Origin of the sequence: Nocardia sp. NPDC059229 (genome assembly GCF_042754165.1) — a bacterium.
GTDB lineage: Bacteria > Actinomycetota > Actinomycetes > Mycobacteriales > Mycobacteriaceae > Nocardia.
Genome location: NZ_JBHZAK010000001.1, coordinates 1,213,471 through 1,231,552, shown reverse-complemented (window position 1 = coordinate 1,231,552; position 18,082 = coordinate 1,213,471). Strand labels below are relative to the sequence as shown.

The 18,082-nt window shown below is 68.4% G+C and carries 18 protein-coding genes; 9 read left to right on the top strand and 9 right to left on the bottom strand.

The genetic code is table 11. The annotated features are described in order from the left end of the window. Nucleotides 1-78 precede the first annotated feature (78 nt). A complete protein-coding gene (locus tag ACFXHE_RS05755; protein ID WP_379380119.1) occupies nt 79-1,467 on the top strand; it encodes a cystathionine beta-synthase in 1,389 nt (462 codons plus the stop codon). 73 nt (nt 1,468-1,540) lie between these two features. Here the strand turns inward: ACFXHE_RS05755 and ACFXHE_RS05750 are convergent, their stop codons facing one another. Continuing rightward, nucleotides 1,541-2,101: a DUF6529 family protein gene (locus tag ACFXHE_RS05750; RefSeq protein ID WP_379380117.1), complete on the bottom strand. Its 561-nt coding sequence runs from the start codon at nt 2,099-2,101 to the stop codon at nt 1,541-1,543. A 703-nt stretch (nt 2,102-2,804) separates the two neighbouring features. Between ACFXHE_RS05750 and ACFXHE_RS05745 the strand changes: the two genes are divergently transcribed. Beyond that, a complete protein-coding gene (locus ACFXHE_RS05745; protein ID WP_379380115.1) occupies nt 2,805-3,446 on the top strand; it encodes a transglycosylase SLT domain-containing protein in 642 nt (213 codons plus the stop codon). Between the two features lie 250 nt (nt 3,447-3,696). Continuing rightward, on the top strand, nt 3,697-4,929 hold the full coding sequence (locus ACFXHE_RS05740; protein WP_379380113.1) for a hypothetical protein: 1,233 nt from the start codon (nt 3,697-3,699) through the stop codon (nt 4,927-4,929). 65 nt (nt 4,930-4,994) lie between these two features. Here ACFXHE_RS05740 and ACFXHE_RS05735 read toward each other — a convergent pair whose 3' ends face one another. Both ACFXHE_RS05735 and ACFXHE_RS05730 read right to left on the bottom strand, forming a co-directional pair. Next, nucleotides 4,995-5,339, bottom strand: a complete 345-nt coding sequence (locus ACFXHE_RS05735) for a DUF6401 family natural product biosynthesis protein (protein WP_379380111.1) — start codon at nt 5,337-5,339, stop codon at nt 4,995-4,997. A 74-nt stretch (nt 5,340-5,413) separates the two neighbouring features. After that, nucleotides 5,414-6,589 (bottom strand): acyl-CoA dehydrogenase family protein, encoded by a 1,176-nt coding sequence (locus tag ACFXHE_RS05730; protein WP_379380109.1) that lies wholly within the window; start codon nt 6,587-6,589, stop codon nt 5,414-5,416. Between the two features lie 256 nt (nt 6,590-6,845). On the opposite strand from ACFXHE_RS05730, the gene ACFXHE_RS05725 reads away from it, so the two are divergent. Next, on the top strand, nt 6,846-7,988 hold the full coding sequence (locus tag ACFXHE_RS05725; protein WP_379380107.1) for a cystathionine gamma-synthase: 1,143 nt from the start codon (nt 6,846-6,848) through the stop codon (nt 7,986-7,988). A gap of 263 nt (nt 7,989-8,251) precedes the next feature. On the opposite strand, the gene greA is transcribed toward ACFXHE_RS05725, so the two are convergent. Next, nucleotides 8,252-8,743 carry a transcription elongation factor GreA gene (gene greA / locus ACFXHE_RS05720; RefSeq protein WP_354833370.1) on the bottom strand — a complete coding sequence of 164 codons (492 nt, stop codon included), beginning with the start codon at nt 8,741-8,743 and terminating at the stop codon, nt 8,252-8,254. Nucleotides 8,744-8,988: 245 nt separating this feature from the next. After that, nucleotides 8,989-9,405 carry a DUF4307 domain-containing protein gene (locus ACFXHE_RS05715; RefSeq protein WP_379380105.1) on the bottom strand — a complete coding sequence of 139 codons (417 nt, stop codon included), beginning with the start codon at nt 9,403-9,405 and terminating at the stop codon, nt 8,989-8,991. 228 nt (nt 9,406-9,633) lie between these two features. Between ACFXHE_RS05715 and mca the strand changes: the two genes are divergently transcribed. The 3 genes from mca (at nt 9,634) to ACFXHE_RS05700 (ending at nt 11,882) form a co-directional block, all read left to right on the top strand. Continuing rightward, on the top strand, nt 9,634-10,536 hold the full coding sequence (gene mca, locus ACFXHE_RS05710) for a mycothiol conjugate amidase Mca (RefSeq protein WP_379380433.1): 903 nt from the start codon (nt 9,634-9,636) through the stop codon (nt 10,534-10,536). Further along, nucleotides 10,533-10,847 carry a hypothetical protein gene (locus ACFXHE_RS05705; RefSeq protein WP_379380103.1) on the top strand — a complete coding sequence of 105 codons (315 nt, stop codon included), beginning with the start codon at nt 10,533-10,535 and terminating at the stop codon, nt 10,845-10,847. The genes mca and ACFXHE_RS05705 overlap by 4 nt, the downstream gene beginning before the upstream one ends. A 135-nt stretch (nt 10,848-10,982) precedes the next feature. Next, nucleotides 10,983-11,882, top strand: coding sequence for an alpha/beta hydrolase (locus tag ACFXHE_RS05700; protein ID WP_379380101.1), 900 nt, complete (start codon nt 10,983-10,985; stop codon nt 11,880-11,882). 9 nt (nt 11,883-11,891) lie between these two features. On the opposite strand, the gene ACFXHE_RS05695 is transcribed toward ACFXHE_RS05700, so the two are convergent. The 3 genes from ACFXHE_RS05695 to ACFXHE_RS05685 all read right to left on the bottom strand — a co-directional run bounded on the left by ACFXHE_RS05695 (nt 11,892) and on the right by ACFXHE_RS05685 (nt 14,507). Continuing rightward, on the bottom strand, nt 11,892-13,124 hold the full coding sequence (locus tag ACFXHE_RS05695) for an FAD-dependent monooxygenase (protein WP_379380099.1): 1,233 nt from the start codon (nt 13,122-13,124) through the stop codon (nt 11,892-11,894). Between the two features lie 122 nt (nt 13,125-13,246). Beyond that, a complete protein-coding gene (locus ACFXHE_RS05690; protein ID WP_379380097.1) occupies nt 13,247-13,714 on the bottom strand; it encodes a VOC family protein in 468 nt (155 codons plus the stop codon). A gap of 127 nt (nt 13,715-13,841) precedes the next feature. Continuing rightward, complete coding sequence (locus tag ACFXHE_RS05685; protein WP_379380095.1) at nt 13,842-14,507, bottom strand: class I SAM-dependent methyltransferase; 666 nt, start codon at nt 14,505-14,507, stop codon at nt 13,842-13,844. Between the two features lie 186 nt (nt 14,508-14,693). Here ACFXHE_RS05685 and ACFXHE_RS05680 point away from each other — a divergent pair, with 186 nt between their 5' ends. Then, nucleotides 14,694-15,743, top strand: a complete 1,050-nt coding sequence (locus tag ACFXHE_RS05680; RefSeq protein ID WP_379380093.1) for an AraC family transcriptional regulator ligand-binding domain-containing protein — start codon at nt 14,694-14,696, stop codon at nt 15,741-15,743. A gap of 30 nt (nt 15,744-15,773) precedes the next feature. Here the strand turns inward: ACFXHE_RS05680 and ACFXHE_RS05675 are convergent, their stop codons facing one another. After that, complete coding sequence (locus ACFXHE_RS05675; protein WP_379380091.1) at nt 15,774-16,817, bottom strand: AraC family transcriptional regulator ligand-binding domain-containing protein; 1,044 nt, start codon at nt 16,815-16,817, stop codon at nt 15,774-15,776. A gap of 239 nt (nt 16,818-17,056) precedes the next feature. Between ACFXHE_RS05675 and ACFXHE_RS05670 the strand changes: the two genes are divergently transcribed. Continuing rightward, the gene (locus ACFXHE_RS05670) at nt 17,057-18,079 is read left to right on the top strand and encodes a helix-turn-helix domain-containing protein (protein ID WP_379380090.1); all 1,023 of its coding nucleotides are present in this window, start codon (nt 17,057-17,059) and stop codon (nt 18,077-18,079) included. The last annotated feature ends 3 nt before the right edge of the window (nt 18,080-18,082 follow it).

Here is an 18,082-nt window from a genome sequence, read left to right as displayed (position 1 = left end):
GCCGATCGTAGTTCGCGGCGCCGTGATATCTCCGACGTGCGCGTGGGCGCGGATCTCCTTTCTGCAACGATAAGGGGTATGCGCATCGCTAACCATGTCGTCGATCTGATCGGAAACACCCCGCTCGTTCGGTTGAACTCCGTGGTGGGTCCGAACTCGGGACTGGTGGCGGCGAAGGTGGAATACCTGAACCCGGGCGGCAGCTCGAAGGACCGCATCGCCGTCAAGATGATCGACGCCGCCGAGAAGGCCGGGCTGCTGAAGCCCGGCGGCACGATCGTCGAACCGACCTCCGGCAATACCGGTGTGGGCCTCGCCCTGGTCGCGCAGCAGCGCGGCTACAAGTGCGTGTTCGTCTGCCCCGACAAAGTCAGCGAGGACAAGCGGAACGTGCTGCGCGCCTACGGCGCCGAGGTCGTGGTCTGCCCGACCGCGGTCGCGCCGGAGGATCCGGACAGCTACTACAACGTCTCCGACCGCCTGGTGCGCGAGATCCCGGGCGCGTGGAAGCCGGACCAGTATTCCAACCCGGGCGGCCCGGAATCGCACTACGAGACCACCGGCCCGGAGATCTGGCGTGACACCGAGGGCAAGATCACACACTTCGTGGCGGGCGTCGGTACCGGCGGCACCATCACCGGCACCGGCCGGTACCTGAAGGAGATCTCCGGCGGCAAGGTCAAGATCGTCGGTGCGGACCCGGAGGGCTCGGTCTACTCCGGCGGCACCGGCCGCCCCTACCTGGTCGAGGGCGTCGGCGAGGACTTCTGGCCCACCGCCTACGACCCGGCCATCCCGGACGAGATCATCGCGGTCTCCGACGCCGACTCCTTCGAGATGACCCGTCGCCTGGCCCGTGAGGAGGGCCTGCTGGTCGGCGGCTCCTGCGGTATGGCCGTGGTGGCGGCGCTCAAGGTTGCCGAGCGCGATCCGGACGCCGTGGTGGTCGTGCTGCTGCCGGACGGCGGCCGCGGCTACCTGTCCAAGATCTTCAACGACCAGTGGATGAGCTCCTACGGCTTCCTGCGCACCCGCCTCGACGGTTCGGACACCGAGGTGCACGTGGGAGACGTGCTGCGCGGCAAGTCCGGTGAGCTGCCGGACCTGGTGCACACCCACCCGCAGGAGACGCTGCGCGACGCCATCGAGATCCTGCGCGAGTACGGCGTCTCGCAGATGCCGGTGGTCGGTGCGGAGCCGCCGGTGATGGCGGGCGAGGTCGCGGGTTCGGTCACCGAGCGCGATCTGCTGTCGGCCGTCTTCGAGGGCCGCGCGAAGCTCACCGACCCGGTCGCCAAGCACATGAGCCCGGCCTTCCCGCTCATCGGCGCGGGCGAGCCGGTCGCGTCGGCCACCAAGCTGCTGGAGTCCACCGACGCCCTCATGGTCGTCGAGGACGGTAAGCCGGTAGGCGTCATCACCCGCCACGACCTGCTCGGTTTCCTCAGCACCGGCGCCCTCTCCTAGGTAGCGGCCGAGTATTCGCCGCCCGCCGGAACCACAGCTCGGTTCCGGCGGGCGGACTGCTTTTCGCGGCTGCTCATCTCGCGAATCCGACGGTACGGAACCACCAGAGCGATGCCAGCGTCCATGCCAGCACGAAGCTGGTGAAGACCAGGGCGCCGAGGATCGGCAGCAGCCAGCCCGGTGTCCGCTTCAGCCGCAATGTCAGCATTTTCGAGGCGAAGGCGCCGTAGAACACCACGCCTGCGACGGAGTGCGCCATCACCCGGCCCGTCACGCCCCGGCCGAACTGGAAGCCGAAACTGTAGAGGCAGTAGAAGGCCACCGGCAGGCTGAGCAGGAAGGCCAGCACGCCGCACAGCCGGTGGTAGATGTGCACCGATCGCGGCGCGTGGAAGCGGTAGATCCAGACGGCGGTCAGCAACTGGCCGCCGATCAGCACCAGCACCACGCTGCTCAGGTACGCCTTGAAGATCTGCGGTGCGGAGAATCCCCAGGTGGGCAGGGGCTGGGTGCCCGGCCAGTAGTGGGTGCCGGCCATCCCGAGCGCGATCGCGACCGCAGCGCCGGCCAGCAGCACCGGCACCGCGATCAGATTGCGCCGAGACGCGGTGAAAACGTCTGTCAGCAAGGACATCTCGCCTCTGTGAATGGTGTTGTCAGAAGGGGCATTGGAGATACCTCGGCGGGTTACAGCCGACAGATGCGTCGTCCGCTGTGCGGGCCGCGAGATGCACCGTTGCGGCGTCTTTATAGTGCGTGAAAATTGGGACGAATGGGATTTGTGATAACCAATGTGGATTTGCTGAGCTGTTACTTTTGGAATGTGAAACGCTGATGAACGGCAAGAAATCAGGCAAATATCGGTATATCGCGATCTTGGGGCGATATTTTTCTGTGATCCGAAACACTTTGCGTTTCGAATTGAATCACCAGGTCAGCGCATGTATTAATGCAGGTACAGGAGCTGCCAAACGGGCCAGTTCACCTTCTGTTCACTTTTGATTCAGGCTGTGTTCACAACACGCAATCAAGCTGTGACCTTGTCGGAAACAGACCGCAAGTCTGAATGGCCCAAGGAGATGTGAACACACATGCGGAACGTGATCACTACATCGGTGCAATGAGGCACCGCGGCCGGAAGGTCGCAAAGGTCTCCACTGCACTCCGCGCAGTGTGCCAAACCCATTGACCCATACCGGGTTTCACAACAGCATCCACAACAGCCCGAGGTACGCAGACGGGCGTCGTGAGGCGCCTGCATGGTCCTGCGCTGCCTTCTTCAGGCCCGCGAGCCCGAAACCGAACAGGAATCCAAATTCGCCATGCCCAAGAATGTTATGACTGCTCTCAGTGACCCTGCTAGACGTAGCAAGGTAGTTGCCACCGCTCGTACGGTCGGCGCCGCCGCCCTCGCTCTGGGCGTCTTCGGCTCCATCATCACCGCCGCCGGCGCCGCCGCCAGCGGAGATATCCAGCCGGCCGCGTTGAAGGCCTCCCTGGCCGTCGCCGCGCCCGCCGCCGCTGCTCCGGTCAAGGAACTGCCCGCTCCCGCCCCCGCTCCCGCGGCCGAAGTTGCGGCTCCGGCCCCGGCGCCCATGCCGGCCCCGCTGCCCGCCCCCGAGCCGGCTCCGGCCCCCGCGCCGCCCGCCCCTGTCTACGAGGACAACCTGGACGGCTGGATCCACCACGCGCTGGACATCATGGCCCAGCACGGCATCCCGGGTAGCTACGACGGCATCTACCGCAACATCATTCGCGAATCCAGCGGCAACCCGCAGGCGATCAACCTGTACGACTCCAACGCGGCCATGGGCATCCCGTCCAAGGGTCTGCTCCAGGTGATCGACCCGACCTTCAATGCGTACCACGTCGACGGCACCGCCTTCGACGTCTGGGACCCGGTCGCCAACATCGTGGCTGCCTGCAACTACGCGGCGCACCGCTACGGCTCGATGGACAACGTCTTCAGCGCCTACTGATCCGGTCCGACGACGTACCGGACGACACAACGATGGCCTGCCCGATGAGGGCGGGCCATCGTTGTCGTCTCGGCCCGCGGTGCCTGTCGCTGGAGTCTCGGTGGCGGCCGTACCGCCATTTGGCTAATCTCAGGCATCTGTTTTGGCAACTATTTCGCAAACGAGCGAACTCGACGATCGACCAGGCGTATAACGACCCCGAAGAGCAGTTCCGGCACACGGCCGGAACGGATAGCGAAGGGACGGGGTCATGCACACCTCGAGTTCGGCTATCGATATCCAGATCGGGCAGGGGCTCTCGAACGCGTGGAGTTCCATCGCCACGTGGGTGCCCAAATTCGTCGGGTTCCTGGTCATTCTGTTCATCGGCTGGCTCGTGGCCAAACTCGTGGCCAAGCTGGTGACCCGGATCCTGAACCGAGTCGGGTTCGATCGGCTGGTGGAACGCGGCGGCATCAAGGACATGCTGGCCCGCGGCAGTTACGACGCCACCGGCATCATCGCCAAGCTGGCGTACTACGCGATTCTGTTGATTACGTTGCAGCTCGGCTTCGGCGTCTTCGGCCCGAACCCGGTGAGCACCATGCTCAACGGCATCGTGGCCTGGTTACCCCGGCTGGCGGTCGCCATCGTCATCGTCTGTATCGCGGGCGCGATCGCGCGCGTCGTGCAGGACATGGTGTCGAACATGCTGAGCGGTCTGGACTACGGCCGCACGCTGGGACGCATTGCGGCGGTGTTCATCTGGGGCATCGGCATCATCGCGGCCCTCAATCAGATCGGGGTGGGAACTTCGGTCACCATGCCGATTCTCATCACGGTGCTGGCGACGATCGGCGGTATCCTCATCGTCGGTCTCGGCGGTGGCCTGATCCGGCCCATGCAGGAGCGGTGGGCGGGCTGGCTCGACGCCATCGAGGGCGAAATGCCCGAGGTGAAGGGGCATGCGCAGGCCTATCAGCGGGGTCGTGAGGATGCGGCCCGCCAGCGGCAGGCGCAGGAGGCGGCCATGTGGGCGCAGCGCTCGGCCACCCGGCCCATGATGGCGGGGCAGGGCATGGGCCAGATGCCTCCGGGCAAGTGGGCAGAGCCCGAGGGCGGCGGCCAGATGGGTTACGGGCAAACGGGATACGGCCAACAGGGCGGCTGGGGACCGGGCGGTGGCCAGATGCCGCCGCAGCAGCCCGGCCAGATGCCGCCGCAGCAGCCTGGGCAGATGCCGCCGCAGCAGCCTGGGCAGATGCCGCCGCAGCAGCCTGGGCAGATGCCGCCGCAGCAATCCGGGCAGATGCCACCGCAGCAGCCTGGGCAGATGCCGCCCCAATCCGGCCAGATGCCTGCACAACCCGGCCAGATGCCTGCACAACCCGGCCAGATGCCGCCGCCCGGACAGTCGATGCCGCCCGGACAGCCCCCACGTTCCAGCGGGCAGATGCCGCGGCCCGGCGGCCAGGACCGGGACGATCGCGACGACATGGGCTGATCCGACGCCGCCGGAAACCGAGCAGCCCCGGGGTGTTTCTACCCCGGGGCTGCTTCATCGTGAGGTCAGGAGGCGCGGGCCAGCGAGCAGACGCCCGCCAGGCGCAGGTGGAGCCAGTCGGCGTCCTGCCAGTCGAGCAGGGAGTGGGGGAGGATGGCCTCGGCTTCGCGCAGGTCCTCTAGAATGCCGCGGGCGTAGCCGGCGAGCAGGACACTTGCCGGGACGAGGCCGGAGTTCTCGACGCCGAGGTCGAGGATGTCGCGGATGGCCGCGGCATGCTGGTCGATCGCTGCGGACACACCGGGGAAGACGGCCGCGGCCTCCGCGGCGGGGGCTCCATGGGTGCGCTGCAGGCGGTTCAGGGTTTTACGCGCCGAAACGACGAGCAGGGCGGAGCCGGGCACAAACACCCGGTGATGCTAGCAATCGACCGGCACCTGGGGGACCGGCTGTGACATATCGCGCAATTCGCCGGAACCGCCGGTCAGCGGAACGCTTTCGCGCCTGTCAGGGCCTCGCCGAGGACGAGCTGATGCACTTCGGCGGTGCCCTCGTAGGTCAGGACGGACTCCAGGTTGTTGGCGTGCCGCAGCACCGGGTACTCGAGGGTGATGCCGTTCGCGCCCAGGATGGTCCGGCACTCGCGCGCGATCTTGATGGCCTCGCGGGTGCTGTTCAGCTTGCCGGCGCTGATCTGCTCGTTGGAGATCTCGTGCCGGTCCTTCAATCGGCCGAGGTGCAGCGCCAGCAGTTCGCCCTTGCCGAGTTCGAGCGCCATGTCGGCCAGTTTGGCCTGGGTGAGCTGGTAGGCCGCCAGCGGCTTGTCGAACACCTCGCGGGTCTGCGCGTATTCGATTGTGGCGGACAGGCAGTCGCGGGCCGCGCCGAGCGCGCCGAAGATGATGCCGAAGCGCGCCTCGGACAGGCAGCCGAGCGGCGCGCGGAGTCCACGGGCCTCGGGCAGCAGGGCGCCGGCGGGCAGCCGGACGCCGTCGAGGGAGAGTTCGGCGGTGATCGACGCGCGCAGCGACAGCTTGTGCTTCATCTCGCGAGCGCTGAAACCCGGTGTGTCCGTGGGCACTATGAATCCGCGGATCACATCCCGCTCACCCTCGCGCGACTGCGCCCACACGACGGCCACATCCGCGACCGACCCGTTGGTGATCCACATCTTCGACCCGTCGAGGATCCAGTCGTCCCCGTCCCGCCGCGCTCGCGTTCGCATGCCGCCCGGATTCGAGCCGAAGTCCGGCTCGGTCAGCCCGAAGCATCCGATCACCCGTCCCGCCGCCATCTCCGGCAGCCACCGCAGCTTCTGTTCCTCGGACCCGTACTTGTGGATCGCGGTCATGGCCAGCGACCCCTGCACCGAAACCGTGCTGCGCACACCCGAATCCACGGCTTCCAGCTCCAGGCAGGCCAGCCCGTACGCCGTGGCCGACGTCCCCGCGCACCCGTACCCGTCCAGATGCATCCCCAGCAGCCCGAGCTTCCCCAGCTCCGGCGCCAGCTCCCGCGCCGGAAACGTCCCCGCCTCGAACCATTCCGCCACCCGCGGCCGCAATCGCTCCGCGGCGAACGCGCGCACCGTATCCCGGATCGCCCGCTCCTCATCACTGAGCAGGGAATCGATGGCGAACAGCTCGTCCACGGTGACCATGCGCCCACCCTAGAACCGCCGCCGCCGGACTCACAACGCCGCGCCGGGTCGATAGCGCCGGGTCCGGGCCGACTGCCGGCAGCGCCGGGTCCGGTGCCGACCGCTCCGGCGGCCCGCTCGGTCTACGGGGTGGGACCAGGGGTTTCCGCTCCGAGCAGGGTTTCGGCCGTGGTCGTTCGACGCCCTGGCAGCGGTGGCGGTCGTCCGGGCCCGACCCGGGGCGTGGGCGAATCTGCAGCGTCTTTAGGCTGTTCGCATGAGCGAGCTGGGTTTCTCCACACGGGCGGTGCACGCCGGGTTCGATCCGGACCCTCAGACCGGTGCGGTGAACGTGCCGATCTATGCGAGTTCGACGTTCGCCCAGGACGGTGTCGGCGGAATGCGCGGCGGGTACGAGTACGCGCGCACCGGGAACCCGACCCGCACGGCGCTGGAGGCGAACCTGGCGGCGCTCGAATCCGGTACCTACGGGCGGGCTTTCGCCTCGGGCATGGCGGCCACCGATTGCGCGATCCGCGCGAACCTGCGGCCCGGTGACCACATGGTGATCCCGAACGACGCGTACGGCGGCACCTTCCGGCTCATCGACAAGGTGTTCACCCAGTGGGGGATCGAGTACTCGGTCGCGCCGGTGTCGGATGTGGACGCGGTCGCCGCGGCCATGCGCCCCAACACCAAGCTGGTGTGGATCGAGACGCCGACCAACCCGCTGCTGAACGTCGGCGATATCGCGGCGCTGGCCGAGGTGGCGCACGCGGGCGGCGCGAAGCTGGTGGTGGACAACACCTTCGCCTCGCCCTACCTGCAGCAGCCGCTGCTGCTGGGCGCGGACATCGTGCTGCACTCGACCACCAAGTACCTGGGCGGGCACTCGGACGTGGTGGGCGGCGCGCTGATCACCGACGATCAGGAGATGGACGCCAAGTTCGCGTTCCTGCAGAACGGTGCGGGCGCGGTCCCCGGCCCGATGGACGCCTTCCTCACCATGCGCGGCATCAAGACGCTGGCCCTGCGCATGGACCGGCACTGCGACAATGCCGAGACCATCGCCGAATTCCTCGCCAACCACCCCAAGATCGCCCAGGTCATCTACCCCGGCCTGCCCGAGCACCCCGGCCACACCGTGGCCCAGAAGCAGATGCGCCGCTTCGGCGGCATGATCTCGGTGCGCGTCCACGGCGGCAAGGACGCGGCCCTCGCCTTCTGCGCCAAGACCAAGATCTTCACCCTCGCCGAATCCCTCGGCGGCGTCGAATCCCTCATTGAGCATCCCGGCGCCATGACCCACGCCTCCACCGCCGGCTCGGCCCTCGAGGTCCCCGCCGACCTGGTCCGCCTCTCCGTCGGCATCGAGGACATCAGCGACCTGCTGTCGGACATCGAGCAGGCCCTGGCCTGAGCTCGCCCGCCTCCCCGGGCCTTCAACGGGCGGCCGGGTGCCGTGTCCAATCAGGCACCCGTGCCGGCGGTCGGGAGCCGGACCGATTTCGGGTGTACCCGGTGAGTTACCCGGAACCTCGCGAAATCAGTTGTCACCTTCGGAAAGAAGCGAAGCGCCACACCATTCTTGGTGCGGCGCTTCGTCATATCGCGGCCGGTGCCGACAAACATTGCGGCCCCGGAGTCCGTGTGGACCGGGGCCGCGAATCCGTCGGTCGTAAATCAGCTGTGGTAGGGCTCCGCGGAGACCAGCGTCACCTTCATGGTGTTGCCATTGGGCAGGGTGTATTCGCGGGTTTCGCCGACCTTGGCGTTGATGAGGGCGCCGCCCAACGGGGAGTTGGGGGAGTAGGTCTCGAGGTCGGCGCTGCCGAGGCCCTCTTCGCGGGTGGCGATGAGGAAGGTCTCGGTGTCGGTCTCGTCGCCGTCGTAGTAGACCTTGACGACCGAGCCGGGTAGGGCGACGCCGGACTTGGTGGGCGCGACGCCGACCTTGGCGTTGTTCAGCAGCTCCTGCAGCTGGCGAATGCGCGCCTCCTGCTGGCCCTGTTCCTCACGCGCCGCGTGGTAACCGCCGTTCTCCTTGAGGTCGCCCTCTTCACGGCGCTCGTTGATTTCGGCCGCGATGACGGGACGGTTGGCGATGAGCGCGCCGAGTTCGCTCGTGAGCCTCTCGTGCGACTCCGGGGTCAGCCAAGTCACGGTCTCAGTCATCTCGATCACTCCCTAGTAGTTGTCCCCGGCAAGCCGGGATTCCCTGATGCCCGCTACCGTGGCCATCCGGAGATGGGCACAGCAGCAACCGGACAGCCAGAGCGATCCCTGGGGAGAGTCCCGACAGCGCCGGCCGTCAATGCAGCAAACACGGCTCCGAACGCCGGAACCGTGTATCGCGTCATTTTAGCACGATTCGGAAAGGCGCAGGTAGAAGCGTCAATGCGGGTCGCTTAACGGACGATTCACCCGGCGCGCAGATAGGCCGGCACATGGTCGCTGCACCCGTAGACATTGCCGGCGCCGGCCCGTCGGGTGGTCTTGATCGTGGTGACCACGCGGACGGTGCCGGAGTCGGAGCCGGGCACCAGGATCTCGCGGCGGCCGACCTCGTCGGTGTCGCCGTCCATGGCGCGTACGAAGCAGACGACCGCCTGGCCCGGATCCTTGCGTGTCACTTTGAAATCCACGCTGACCGTGGAGTCGTCGACGATCGTGTAGCCGATCCGATCCGGTTCGATGGCCTGCGGCCCGTAGGTGCGGTAGCCCAGATAGGAGACCCCGAGCCCGGCGAGGATGACGACCGCTCCGAGGGCGTAGGGGAGCCAGCGGCGGGTCTTCCGAGGCGCAATCCCGTACCGGTCAGCCGGTCTTTCACTCATATCGGGGACGCTCCCGGGGGGTAGGTCGGAACAAACAACGATCGGATGGAACTATAGGGAATGCATATCTGATGCCTGTGTCTGGACTCGGCACGTGCGGTCAGGGTCCGGAGGAGGCAGCTTGCGTAACCACGCAGGACCCCTGCACGTGCCAATTGATACAGCTCGACGCTACGAGGTGGAAAACGTGATCGGTGAGGTGAACGAGAAGTGAGTGGTCTTCGCCTCATGGCGGTGCACGCGCATCCCGACGACGAATCCAGTAAGGGCGCGGCGACCACCGCGCGCTATGCCGCCGAAGGCAATCACGTGCTGGTCGTCTCCCTCACCGGCGGGGAACGCGGCGACATCCTGAACCCCGCCATGGACACCCCCGGCATCAAGGACCGCATCACCGAGGTCCGCCGCGAGGAGATGGCCGCCGCCGCCGAGGCGCTCGGCGTCCGCCAGACCTGGCTCGGCTTCGTGGATTCCGGTCTGCCGGAAGGCGATCCGCTGCCGCCGCTGCCCGAGGGCAGCTTCGCGCTGGTGCCCCTGGAGGAGGCCACCGAGGCGCTGGTGCGCGTGGTCCGCCAGTTCAGGCCGCACGTCATGACCACCTATGACGAGATGGGCGGCTACCCGCACCCGGATCACATCATGTGCCACAAGGTGTCGGTCGCGGCCTTCGAGGCGGCGGGCGATCCGGAGCGGTTCCCCGACGCGGGCGAGCCCTGGCAGCCGCTCAAGCTCTACTACAACCACGGCTTCAGCCTCACCCGGCTGGAGGTGTTCGCCGACGAGTACGCGCGCCACGGCGAGCCCTTCCCCATGCAGGACTGGATGGACCGCATGCGCAAGTACGCCGCCGAACGCGGCGACATCATGGCGCGGGTCACCACCCAGGTAGAGTGCGCCAAGTACTTCCCGCAGCGTGACGACGCCCTGCGCGCCCACGCCACCCAGATCGACCCCAATGGCGCCTTTTTCGCGATTCCGCTGGAGATGCAGCAGCGACTGTGGCCCACCGAGGAGTTCGAGCTGGCCAAGACCCGGGTCAAGACCGCGATCCCGGAGACCGACCTGTTCGCGGGAATCGACGAGGCCGATTCCGGCTTCGACGCCGCCGACACCGAGGACACCGCCCGATGATGCTCACGCTGCTCGCCCAGGGCACCAACTCGCCCACCGGACCCGAGTTCGGCAAGGCGTCCCCGCTGGGTCTGGTCATCGTGCTGGTGCTGCTGGCCGGCACCATCCTGCTCATCCGGAACATGAACAAGCACATCAAGAACCTGCCCGCCGAGTTCTCCCCGGAACACCCGGAGGCGGACCAGGAGGCCGACGAGGGCACCGAGCACGGCATCGCGGCGCGTGAGGATCACGAGGCCGCGCAGGCGGAGGACACCGAGTCCGAGCCGCGCAGCGAGACCAAGCCGGAAGCCACCAACGGCACCGCCTGAATCCCCTCGGCATCCCACGACCCCGGTTGGTGACCGGGGTCGTGGCATATCCGGGGTCGCCGGAACAAATGGCGGGTGGGCAGGGTTGTCGGCTGCGACGAGATCAAGGGGACTTGGAGCGGAAGGGGAATCGCCATGCCGAGCCCGGAGATGCGGGAGCACATCGAGCTGTTCGAGCGGAGCCGGGCGGCGCGGCCGGCGACGTCGCCGTCGATCGAGGAGTTGCGGGCCAATTTCCTGCCCGCGGGCAAGCGGTACGAGATTCCCGATGATGTCCGGGTGAGCGCGGTTTCGGCGGCGGGCGTGCCCGCGTACTGGGTGGACGCGCCGGGGACCTCGCCGGATCGGGTGCTGGTGTACGTACACGGCGGCGGGTTCTCGCTGGGCTCGCTGGACAGCCACGGTGAGTTGGCGGCGCGGCTGGGGCGGGCGGCCGGGGCCCGGGTGCTGTTCCCGGAGTACCGATTGGTGCCGGAGCATCCGTACCCGGCGGCGGTGGAGGATATCCGGGCGGTCTGGCGCTGGTTGCGCGAGGAAGAGGGTGTGGCCGCGAATTCCATTGCGCTGGTGGGTGATTCGGCGGGCGGCAATCTCATCGTGGCGCTGCTGCTGGAGCTGCGCGATGCCGGGGCGGCGCTGCCCGCGGCAGCTGTGCTGCTCTCGCCCGGGTTGGATATGAGCGCTTCCGGGGTCTCCATGACCGAGCTCGACGGCCAGGACGCGATCTTCACCGCCGGCATGCTGCGGGGTGTCTTCGCCGCCTACCTGAATGGCGCTGATCCCCGAATTCCTTCGGCCTCACCGCTTTTCGGTGACCCGGCCGGCCTGCCGCCGCTGCTGATCCAGGTCGGCACGGCCGAACTGCTGCTCAGTGACTCCGAGGGCTTCGCGGCCGCCGCGCGGGCCGCGGGCGTCGATGTGACGCTGTCGCTCGGTGCGGGTCTCCCGCATGTCTACCCGATCATGCGGGACACCCCGGAGGCGGCGGCCGCCACCGACGAGATCGCGGCCTTCCTGCGCAAGCATCTCGGCTGACGCCGGGATTCAGACCAGCGTCTCGGTCTCGTACGCGGGCAGCCGGTAGTCCTCGGCCTTGGGCTCGAACAGCTTCCGGGTCAGCGGGAGCATCGGGCCCGAGGTCATGATCCGCATATTGAGCCGGCCCAGGGCGGTCAGGACCTTCGACTTCGGGAGCATCATCTGGATGCCGCCGCCGGGAAGTTCCTTGGCCGCGTCCAGGAACGGGGTCACCCGCTCCTCGTAGCGGGCCAGCGCGCCGGGCAGATCGTCCGGGGTGGCGGCGATCTCGCCGGTCAGGATGTACGCGCCCACCAGTGCCATCGCCGTGCCCATCCCGGTCAGGGGGGAGCCGCAGTAGCCCGCGTCGCCGGCCAGGGTGACCCGCCCGGCGGCCAGGGTCGGCATGTCGATGCGGGCCAGCACGTCGAAGTAGAAGTCGGGTGCGTCGGGCATGGCCGCGAGCGCGGTGGGCGCGTGCCAGCCGGCCTCGGCGAGCATGTCGGTGACGAGGCGCTGCTGGGCGGCGACATCGCGGCGCAGCGCGGGGTTCTCCGAGGTGCGGAGGGTCAGGATGGCCTTGGCGGTGCGCGGGTCGCGGTCGGGGCGGATGCCGACGGCGGCGCTGGGCACCGAGTGCATGGCGAACCAGCCCGGCTTGGTGTCGGCGGGGGTGGGCATGGTGAAGAAGGCGGTGTAGCCGCCCAGGTACGTGGAGAACTGTTCCTCCGGCCCGAAGGCGAGGCGACGGACCGCCGAGTGCACGCCGTCCGCGCCGACCACCAGATCGAAGCGCCCGGTCGCGCCGGAGCCGAAGCCGACGGTCACGCCGGTGTCGCCCTGGTCGAGGGTCTCGATCCACTCGCCGTAGCGGTAGTCGAGCTTGCCCGGAGTTTCGGCCAGCAGGTCGAGCAGCACCTGGTTCAGATCGCCGCGGGTGATCTCGATTTCGGCGACCGGGCCCTTGCCGTCGAAGGCCTCCATCGGCAGGGCGGCGTATTCGGTGCCCTTGCGGTCGACCCAGGCCATGCCCAGCTCTTCGAGCTGGTATTTGCGGATGCCCGGCATCAGGCCCATGCGCTCGGCGACCTCCTTGCTGGCAGCGCGGAGGTCGACGGCCTGGCCGCCGGGGCGGGGCGCGGTGGCGCGCTCCACGACGGTTACCCGGGCTCCGGCCCGGAGCAGTTGCAGCGCAACGGCATTACCGGCGATGCCGCCGCCGGAAACGAGGATGTGCAGCGAGTTGGCGGTGGTGTTCATGGTGTCGGGCCCTCTCGGTTGGCTCTAACGTCTAAGACAAATGTACTAAACGGCTGGCACGATTGTCTAGTACAAACGTCTCAGGCATGCCTACCTGAGGATATGTGCTTCCGGGAAGGCGCTCAGCCGAGGGTCGGGGTGTCGTAGACGGTGAACCCGCCCTTGCCGTCGGTGTCCATCCCGAGGAATCGATCCGCGTGGAAGGGGTTGTTGGCCAGCAGCCGCACCACGGTGTCGTCGGGGTCGGCGAGATCCAGGATCGCGCCGTACGAGCCGCGATCGATCACCTCGCCGCGGGTGTACTCCAGTTCGTCGGCGCGGGCGGCGAAGGCGTGCAGGTCGTCGACCGAGTCCACTTCCAGGGCGAAGACGTCGAAGCTGCGGAAATCCGGTGTGCCCGCACAGTATTCGCGCTCCCACAGCGCAATGCCGAAGCCGGACGGGTGCATGAGCTGTGCCCCGCGCAGCTCACCCTCCTCCCGGAACTCGCCCGCCAGGCGCAGATCCAGCAGGTCGCAGTACCAGGCGACACTGCGCGCCAGGTCGCTGACCGGCAGTTTGACGTGGCGGATCCGGACCAATCCGGCCATGGTGCCTCCTGATCGGGGTGCGGCGAGCGGGGCATGGACCCCTGAAGGATGCCACTTCATCATGCCGCTGACGCGGAATGGCACTCTCCTGGCGCGAGTGGCCACCGCCCGGATGGGGCGCCGGCTCTTAACCGTTTTTGGTGGCCACGCCCGTGATCAGCGGTCGAACGATCGGGGGCATTGCCCGCCACGCCATTTCCTGCACGTCTTCGAGCTCCAGCCCGGACGCCCGGATCAGCTCGAGGGTGGCGCGGTTGCAGTGGCAGCCTTCTGCGAACCGGCGCCACGGCTCGGCGAGACGGTCTTGCCAAGAGGAAAGTCGCGGCGACTCGGAACGTACGTGCTCGAGAAACAGCAGCTGGCCGTGGGGACGCAACACGCGCTCGATCTCCCGCAGCACCGGATCAGGGTCATCGACAGTGCACAGCACGAGCGTCGAGACGACCGTGTCCACGGTTCCATCCGCGAACGGCAGTTTTTCGGCCGATGCGTCGAGCACGCGTGCGTGATGTCGGTTGCGACCCAGCCTGCGCGCCAACCGCGTCCGCATCGCGGCCTCCGGTTCGGTCAAGATCAGCTCGTCCAGGCCGTCCGGGTAGTACCCCAGGTTGAGGCCGGTACCGCTGCCGAGCTCGACAGTCCGCCCCCTCGCACGGCTGAGCAAATTTCGCCGGCGAGCGCCCATCCCCGCCTTCTCGCCCGTCCACAGCAGCGGGTCGTACAGCGTCGCGAAAACCCGGGCCCACAGGTCCGAGCCCTCCGCCGCTGCCGCCGGGACGGCGCCACTGCTCACAGACTCGACAGTACGCCGGAGGGGCATCATCGCCTATGCCCTGCTCCTCGGAGCAGGGCGGTGACAGTTACCGATGCGCTTACTCTGCGGGTCGGCGCGAGGGGAATACGTACCGGAAGGTCCGAGTTAACGGGAGTCTCAGCGCAATTCCGTGAGAAGGCGCAAGTCCGTGAGAAGGTGGCAGAGATGGCGACTACGGTCCTGGACCGGTCCGGCAATGCGGTCGACACCGTCTCGTCCCATGTGGTGGGGGTGATCGCGGACGCGGCGCGGCGGGCGGGCGCGGAGACGGAGCAGATCGCCCAGTTGCTCGGCCGCGATCCGGCTCTGCTGGTCGACGACACGGTGCGCATCCCGACCGCGACGGCGTCGCGGCTGTGGGAGCTGCTGCACCGGCTGGCGGGGCCCGAGGCCGGAGTGCTGGCGGCGGACGTGGCCGAGCTGGGGCGGCTGCACGTGTGGGACTACCTCATCGGCAATGCGCCCACACTCGCCGAGGGCCTGCGCGACGCGGCGCGCTACAACAACACCATCTGCGACCGCCGCGTCGATCTGGAGGTGGTGGAGGACGGATCCCTGCTCACCGCACGCTATCTCGATCTACCGCATCGGGGCGCGGCCGAGGCCGCCAACAAGGAATTCGTCATGGCGGTGATGGTGCGGCGGGCGACGGAGAGCTTCGGCGACGCGGGCCGGCCGGTGCGGGTCGACTTCTCGCACCGGGGTCCCGACGATCGAGCGCACCTGATCCGTGCGCTCGGCACCGGGAACATCCACTTCGGTCAGGACCGGGACGCGCTCACCTTCCTCACCTCCGCGGAGACCGGTGGCCGGACGAATGATCCTGTCCTGCAGGGGATTCTGCGATCGCACGCGCAGAAGCTGATCGACTCGATCGGGCCCGAACCGGCCTGGCTGGATGTCTTCCGCGCGGCGCTCCGAGCGGCGCTGCCGGAGTCCGGCGGTGACGGGGTGGGTTTGGAGGAGGTGGCCACCGCCCTCCGGATCAGTGACCGGACCCTGCAGCGCCGCCTGGCCGAGCACGGCACCAGCTGGCGCGCGGAGCTCGAGATCGTGCGGCGGGACACGGCGATCGCCCTGCTGCGCGACCACACGGTGCCGGTGCAGTCGGTGGCGTTGCGCCTCGGGTACCGCGATCACCGGGTGCTGGCCCGGGCTTTCCGCCGTTGGACCGGGCAGTCACCCGCGAGCTTCCGCCGGGATCAGCCGCGGTGACCGCCGGCGCGGCGGCGCACCGCGGCCCGCTCAGCTCACGTCGGTCCAGCGCTGCTGGGCGCGGCGCAGCGACCTCGGATCGGAGTAGCCGAGGCGGCGGGCGCGCTCGGCCTGGGTGAGGCCCAGCGGCTGGTCGAGAACCTGTTGCCTGCGGGCCTTTTCGAGCTCGTACCGCCAGGAGGTGCCCTCCTCGGCGAGGCGGCGCTGTAGGGTCCGACGGCCGGTCAGCAGCCGGCGGGCCACCGCGTCGATGGTCACCGCGCCGTCGATCAGCATCGACGCCAGCTCCTGCTGCAGCCGGTCGGACCAGGTGGTGATGCGCGGTGGCGCCGTCATCTCCGCCTGCTGCACCAGGATTCGGTTCAGGACCGGGTCGGCGCGCAGCAGCGGCAGCGCCAGATCGGCGTTCCGGAAGGTGACGCGATTGGTGGCCGCCCCGAAATCGATTCGGGGCGTACCGAACAGCTCGGCGAGCGCGGTCAGCTCTGCCCGGCCCTTGGGCGCCCGCTGCCGCAGTCGCACGTCCACCGGCACCACGTGCTGCCCGGTGGCCGTGCGCATTTTCACGATCATCCCGCACAGACCGGTGTGCATGGCCAGTTCGCTGCCGCGGCCCTCACCCCTGGCCAGTCCGGTGTACACCGTCGTCATACCGTCCGGATCCGCGTCGGCGACCGCCCGGAACTCCCGGTTGGTCGAGCACGCGTCCATGAATCGATCGGTGAGCGCGAGTCCCGCACCCAGGGTGGGCGCGGTCAGCAGCAGGTAGTCGATGATGCCGAGCTGTCCCGGCGTGTACTCGAGTGCGGTGCGGACGGCGATGGCGGGATCCTGGGTTTCGTGTTCGACGAGTTCCCACAGCCGCAGATACCGCTCGCTGGGCACCATGGATTCGGGCGAGGTCAGCAGCCAGCCCGGCAGGTCCGCGGCGAGGGCCAGGCGATGTCGCGTGTCCTCGCACACTCCGATCGTGCTCAGCACATAGCCCGGCAGCAGCACGGTGTCCATCACCTGTGCGTCGGGGTCGAGCCCGGCCCCGGTGGGGGCGTGAATACCGGTGGGGTGGATGGTCATTGGGATCCCGGGAGTGGAGCGTCATCGACGGGCGGTGGCATCGCGCTGCACTCACGGTGCAATGCACGAGGGTCCAAATTAGACTGTGCGGTGCGGTTTTTGAAACAGGACGCACGACGTGGGTGACTTCAGCGCCCGAGGCGACGGCGGTCCGGCCGGTCAGCGGCCGGGCAGCAATGGTCGGGTCTCGGTCCCGAAGGTCCCGTTCAGAAGTAATCGGTGGTCGCTAAGCTGCGGCGATGATCGGCAATACCATTTCGTCGCGGCTGGCGGTCCTGGTTCGGGAGGCAGCGCTGCGGGCGGGAGCGTCGGCGCCGCAACTCTTCAGCGCGCTGGAGCTGGGGGCCGATCAGCTCGGCGACGATCTGGTGCGGGTTCCGACCGGCTCGGCGTGGCGGGTCTGGGAGCTGATCTATGCGGCCGCCGGGCCGACGGGAGGTCTGTGCGCGGCGGCCACGGCCACGCGGGGGAGCCTGTCGGTGTGGGATTACCTCTTCTCGAGCGGGCCGACGCTGGCCGAAAGTCTGCGCAGCGTGGTCGAATTGCGCGCCGTCGTCGCGGATCCGCTCGGTGGCGGCCAGGTGCTGGAGAGCGGTGGGTTGCTCATCGTGCGGGATACCGCGACCGTCGAACCGGGTCCGATCCTGGGGCTGGTCGAGGAATTCACGCTCGCGGTGATGCTGCAGCGGGCCCGTGAGGCGACCGGGCATCCGCTGGTTCCGGTTCGGGTGGCGTTCCGGCACCGCGCGCCGCGCAATCACCGGCATCTCGTCGAGGCGTTCGGTACCAACCGAATCTGCTTCGAGGCCCCGCACTCCGAGCTGACCTTCCTCGATGCGGCGGCCCTGCCCACCGGCGGCGACCCGAACCTGGGCCGGATTTATCGCGGCTACGCGGAACTGCTGCTCGCCAGTGCGCGTCCCGTGCTCAGCCCGATCGGCAGGATCCGCGCGGTGCTGCGCGAGGCCATGGCGTGCGGCGAACTCGAACTCGATCAGGTTGCCGCCCGGCTCGCCGTCAGCCCGCGCACCCTGCAGCGTCGTCTGCAGGAGCTGGGCACCAGCTGGCGTGCCGAGGTCGACACGGTCCGCCACGAGCATGCGTCGGATCTGTTGCGCGGCACCGATCTCCCCATGTACGCGATCGCGGCCCGGCTCGGCTACACCGACCCGAGGGCGCTGCGGCGGGCGTTCCGCCGTCAGGCGGGCCAATCGCCGGAGGAGTTCCGCCGGTGGGCGGCCACCGGTTCGATATCCGGGTAGCCG

Coding starts and splice junctions, on each gene's coding strand:
- ACFXHE_RS05670 (WP_379380090.1), top strand. CDS start 17,057: ATGATCGGCAATACCATTTCGTCGCGGCTGGCGGTCCTGGTTCGGGAG.
- ACFXHE_RS05690 (WP_379380097.1), bottom strand. CDS start 13,714: ATGGCCGGATTGGTCCGGATCCGCCACGTCAAACTGCCGGTCAGCGAC.
- ACFXHE_RS05695 (WP_379380099.1), bottom strand. CDS start 13,124: ATGAACACCACCGCCAACTCGCTGCACATCCTCGTTTCCGGCGGCGGC.
- ACFXHE_RS05675 (WP_379380091.1), bottom strand. CDS start 16,817: ATGACCATCCACCCCACCGGTATTCACGCCCCCACCGGGGCCGGGCTC.
- ACFXHE_RS05755 (WP_379380119.1), top strand. CDS start 79: ATGCGCATCGCTAACCATGTCGTCGATCTGATCGGAAACACCCCGCTC.
- ACFXHE_RS05740 (WP_379380113.1), top strand. CDS start 3,697: ATGCACACCTCGAGTTCGGCTATCGATATCCAGATCGGGCAGGGGCTC.
- mca (WP_379380433.1), top strand. CDS start 9,634: ATGGCGGTGCACGCGCATCCCGACGACGAATCCAGTAAGGGCGCGGCG.
- ACFXHE_RS05730 (WP_379380109.1), bottom strand. CDS start 6,589: ATGGTCACCGTGGACGAGCTGTTCGCCATCGATTCCCTGCTCAGTGAT.
- ACFXHE_RS05725 (WP_379380107.1), top strand. CDS start 6,846: ATGAGCGAGCTGGGTTTCTCCACACGGGCGGTGCACGCCGGGTTCGAT.
- ACFXHE_RS05700 (WP_379380101.1), top strand. CDS start 10,983: ATGCCGAGCCCGGAGATGCGGGAGCACATCGAGCTGTTCGAGCGGAGC.
- ACFXHE_RS05680 (WP_379380093.1), top strand. CDS start 14,694: ATGGCGACTACGGTCCTGGACCGGTCCGGCAATGCGGTCGACACCGTC.
- ACFXHE_RS05705 (WP_379380103.1), top strand. CDS start 10,533: ATGATGCTCACGCTGCTCGCCCAGGGCACCAACTCGCCCACCGGACCC.
- ACFXHE_RS05715 (WP_379380105.1), bottom strand. CDS start 9,405: ATGAGTGAAAGACCGGCTGACCGGTACGGGATTGCGCCTCGGAAGACC.
- greA (WP_354833370.1), bottom strand. CDS start 8,743: ATGACTGAGACCGTGACTTGGCTGACCCCGGAGTCGCACGAGAGGCTC.
- ACFXHE_RS05745 (WP_379380115.1), top strand. CDS start 2,805: ATGACTGCTCTCAGTGACCCTGCTAGACGTAGCAAGGTAGTTGCCACC.
- ACFXHE_RS05750 (WP_379380117.1), bottom strand. CDS start 2,101: ATGTCCTTGCTGACAGACGTTTTCACCGCGTCTCGGCGCAATCTGATC.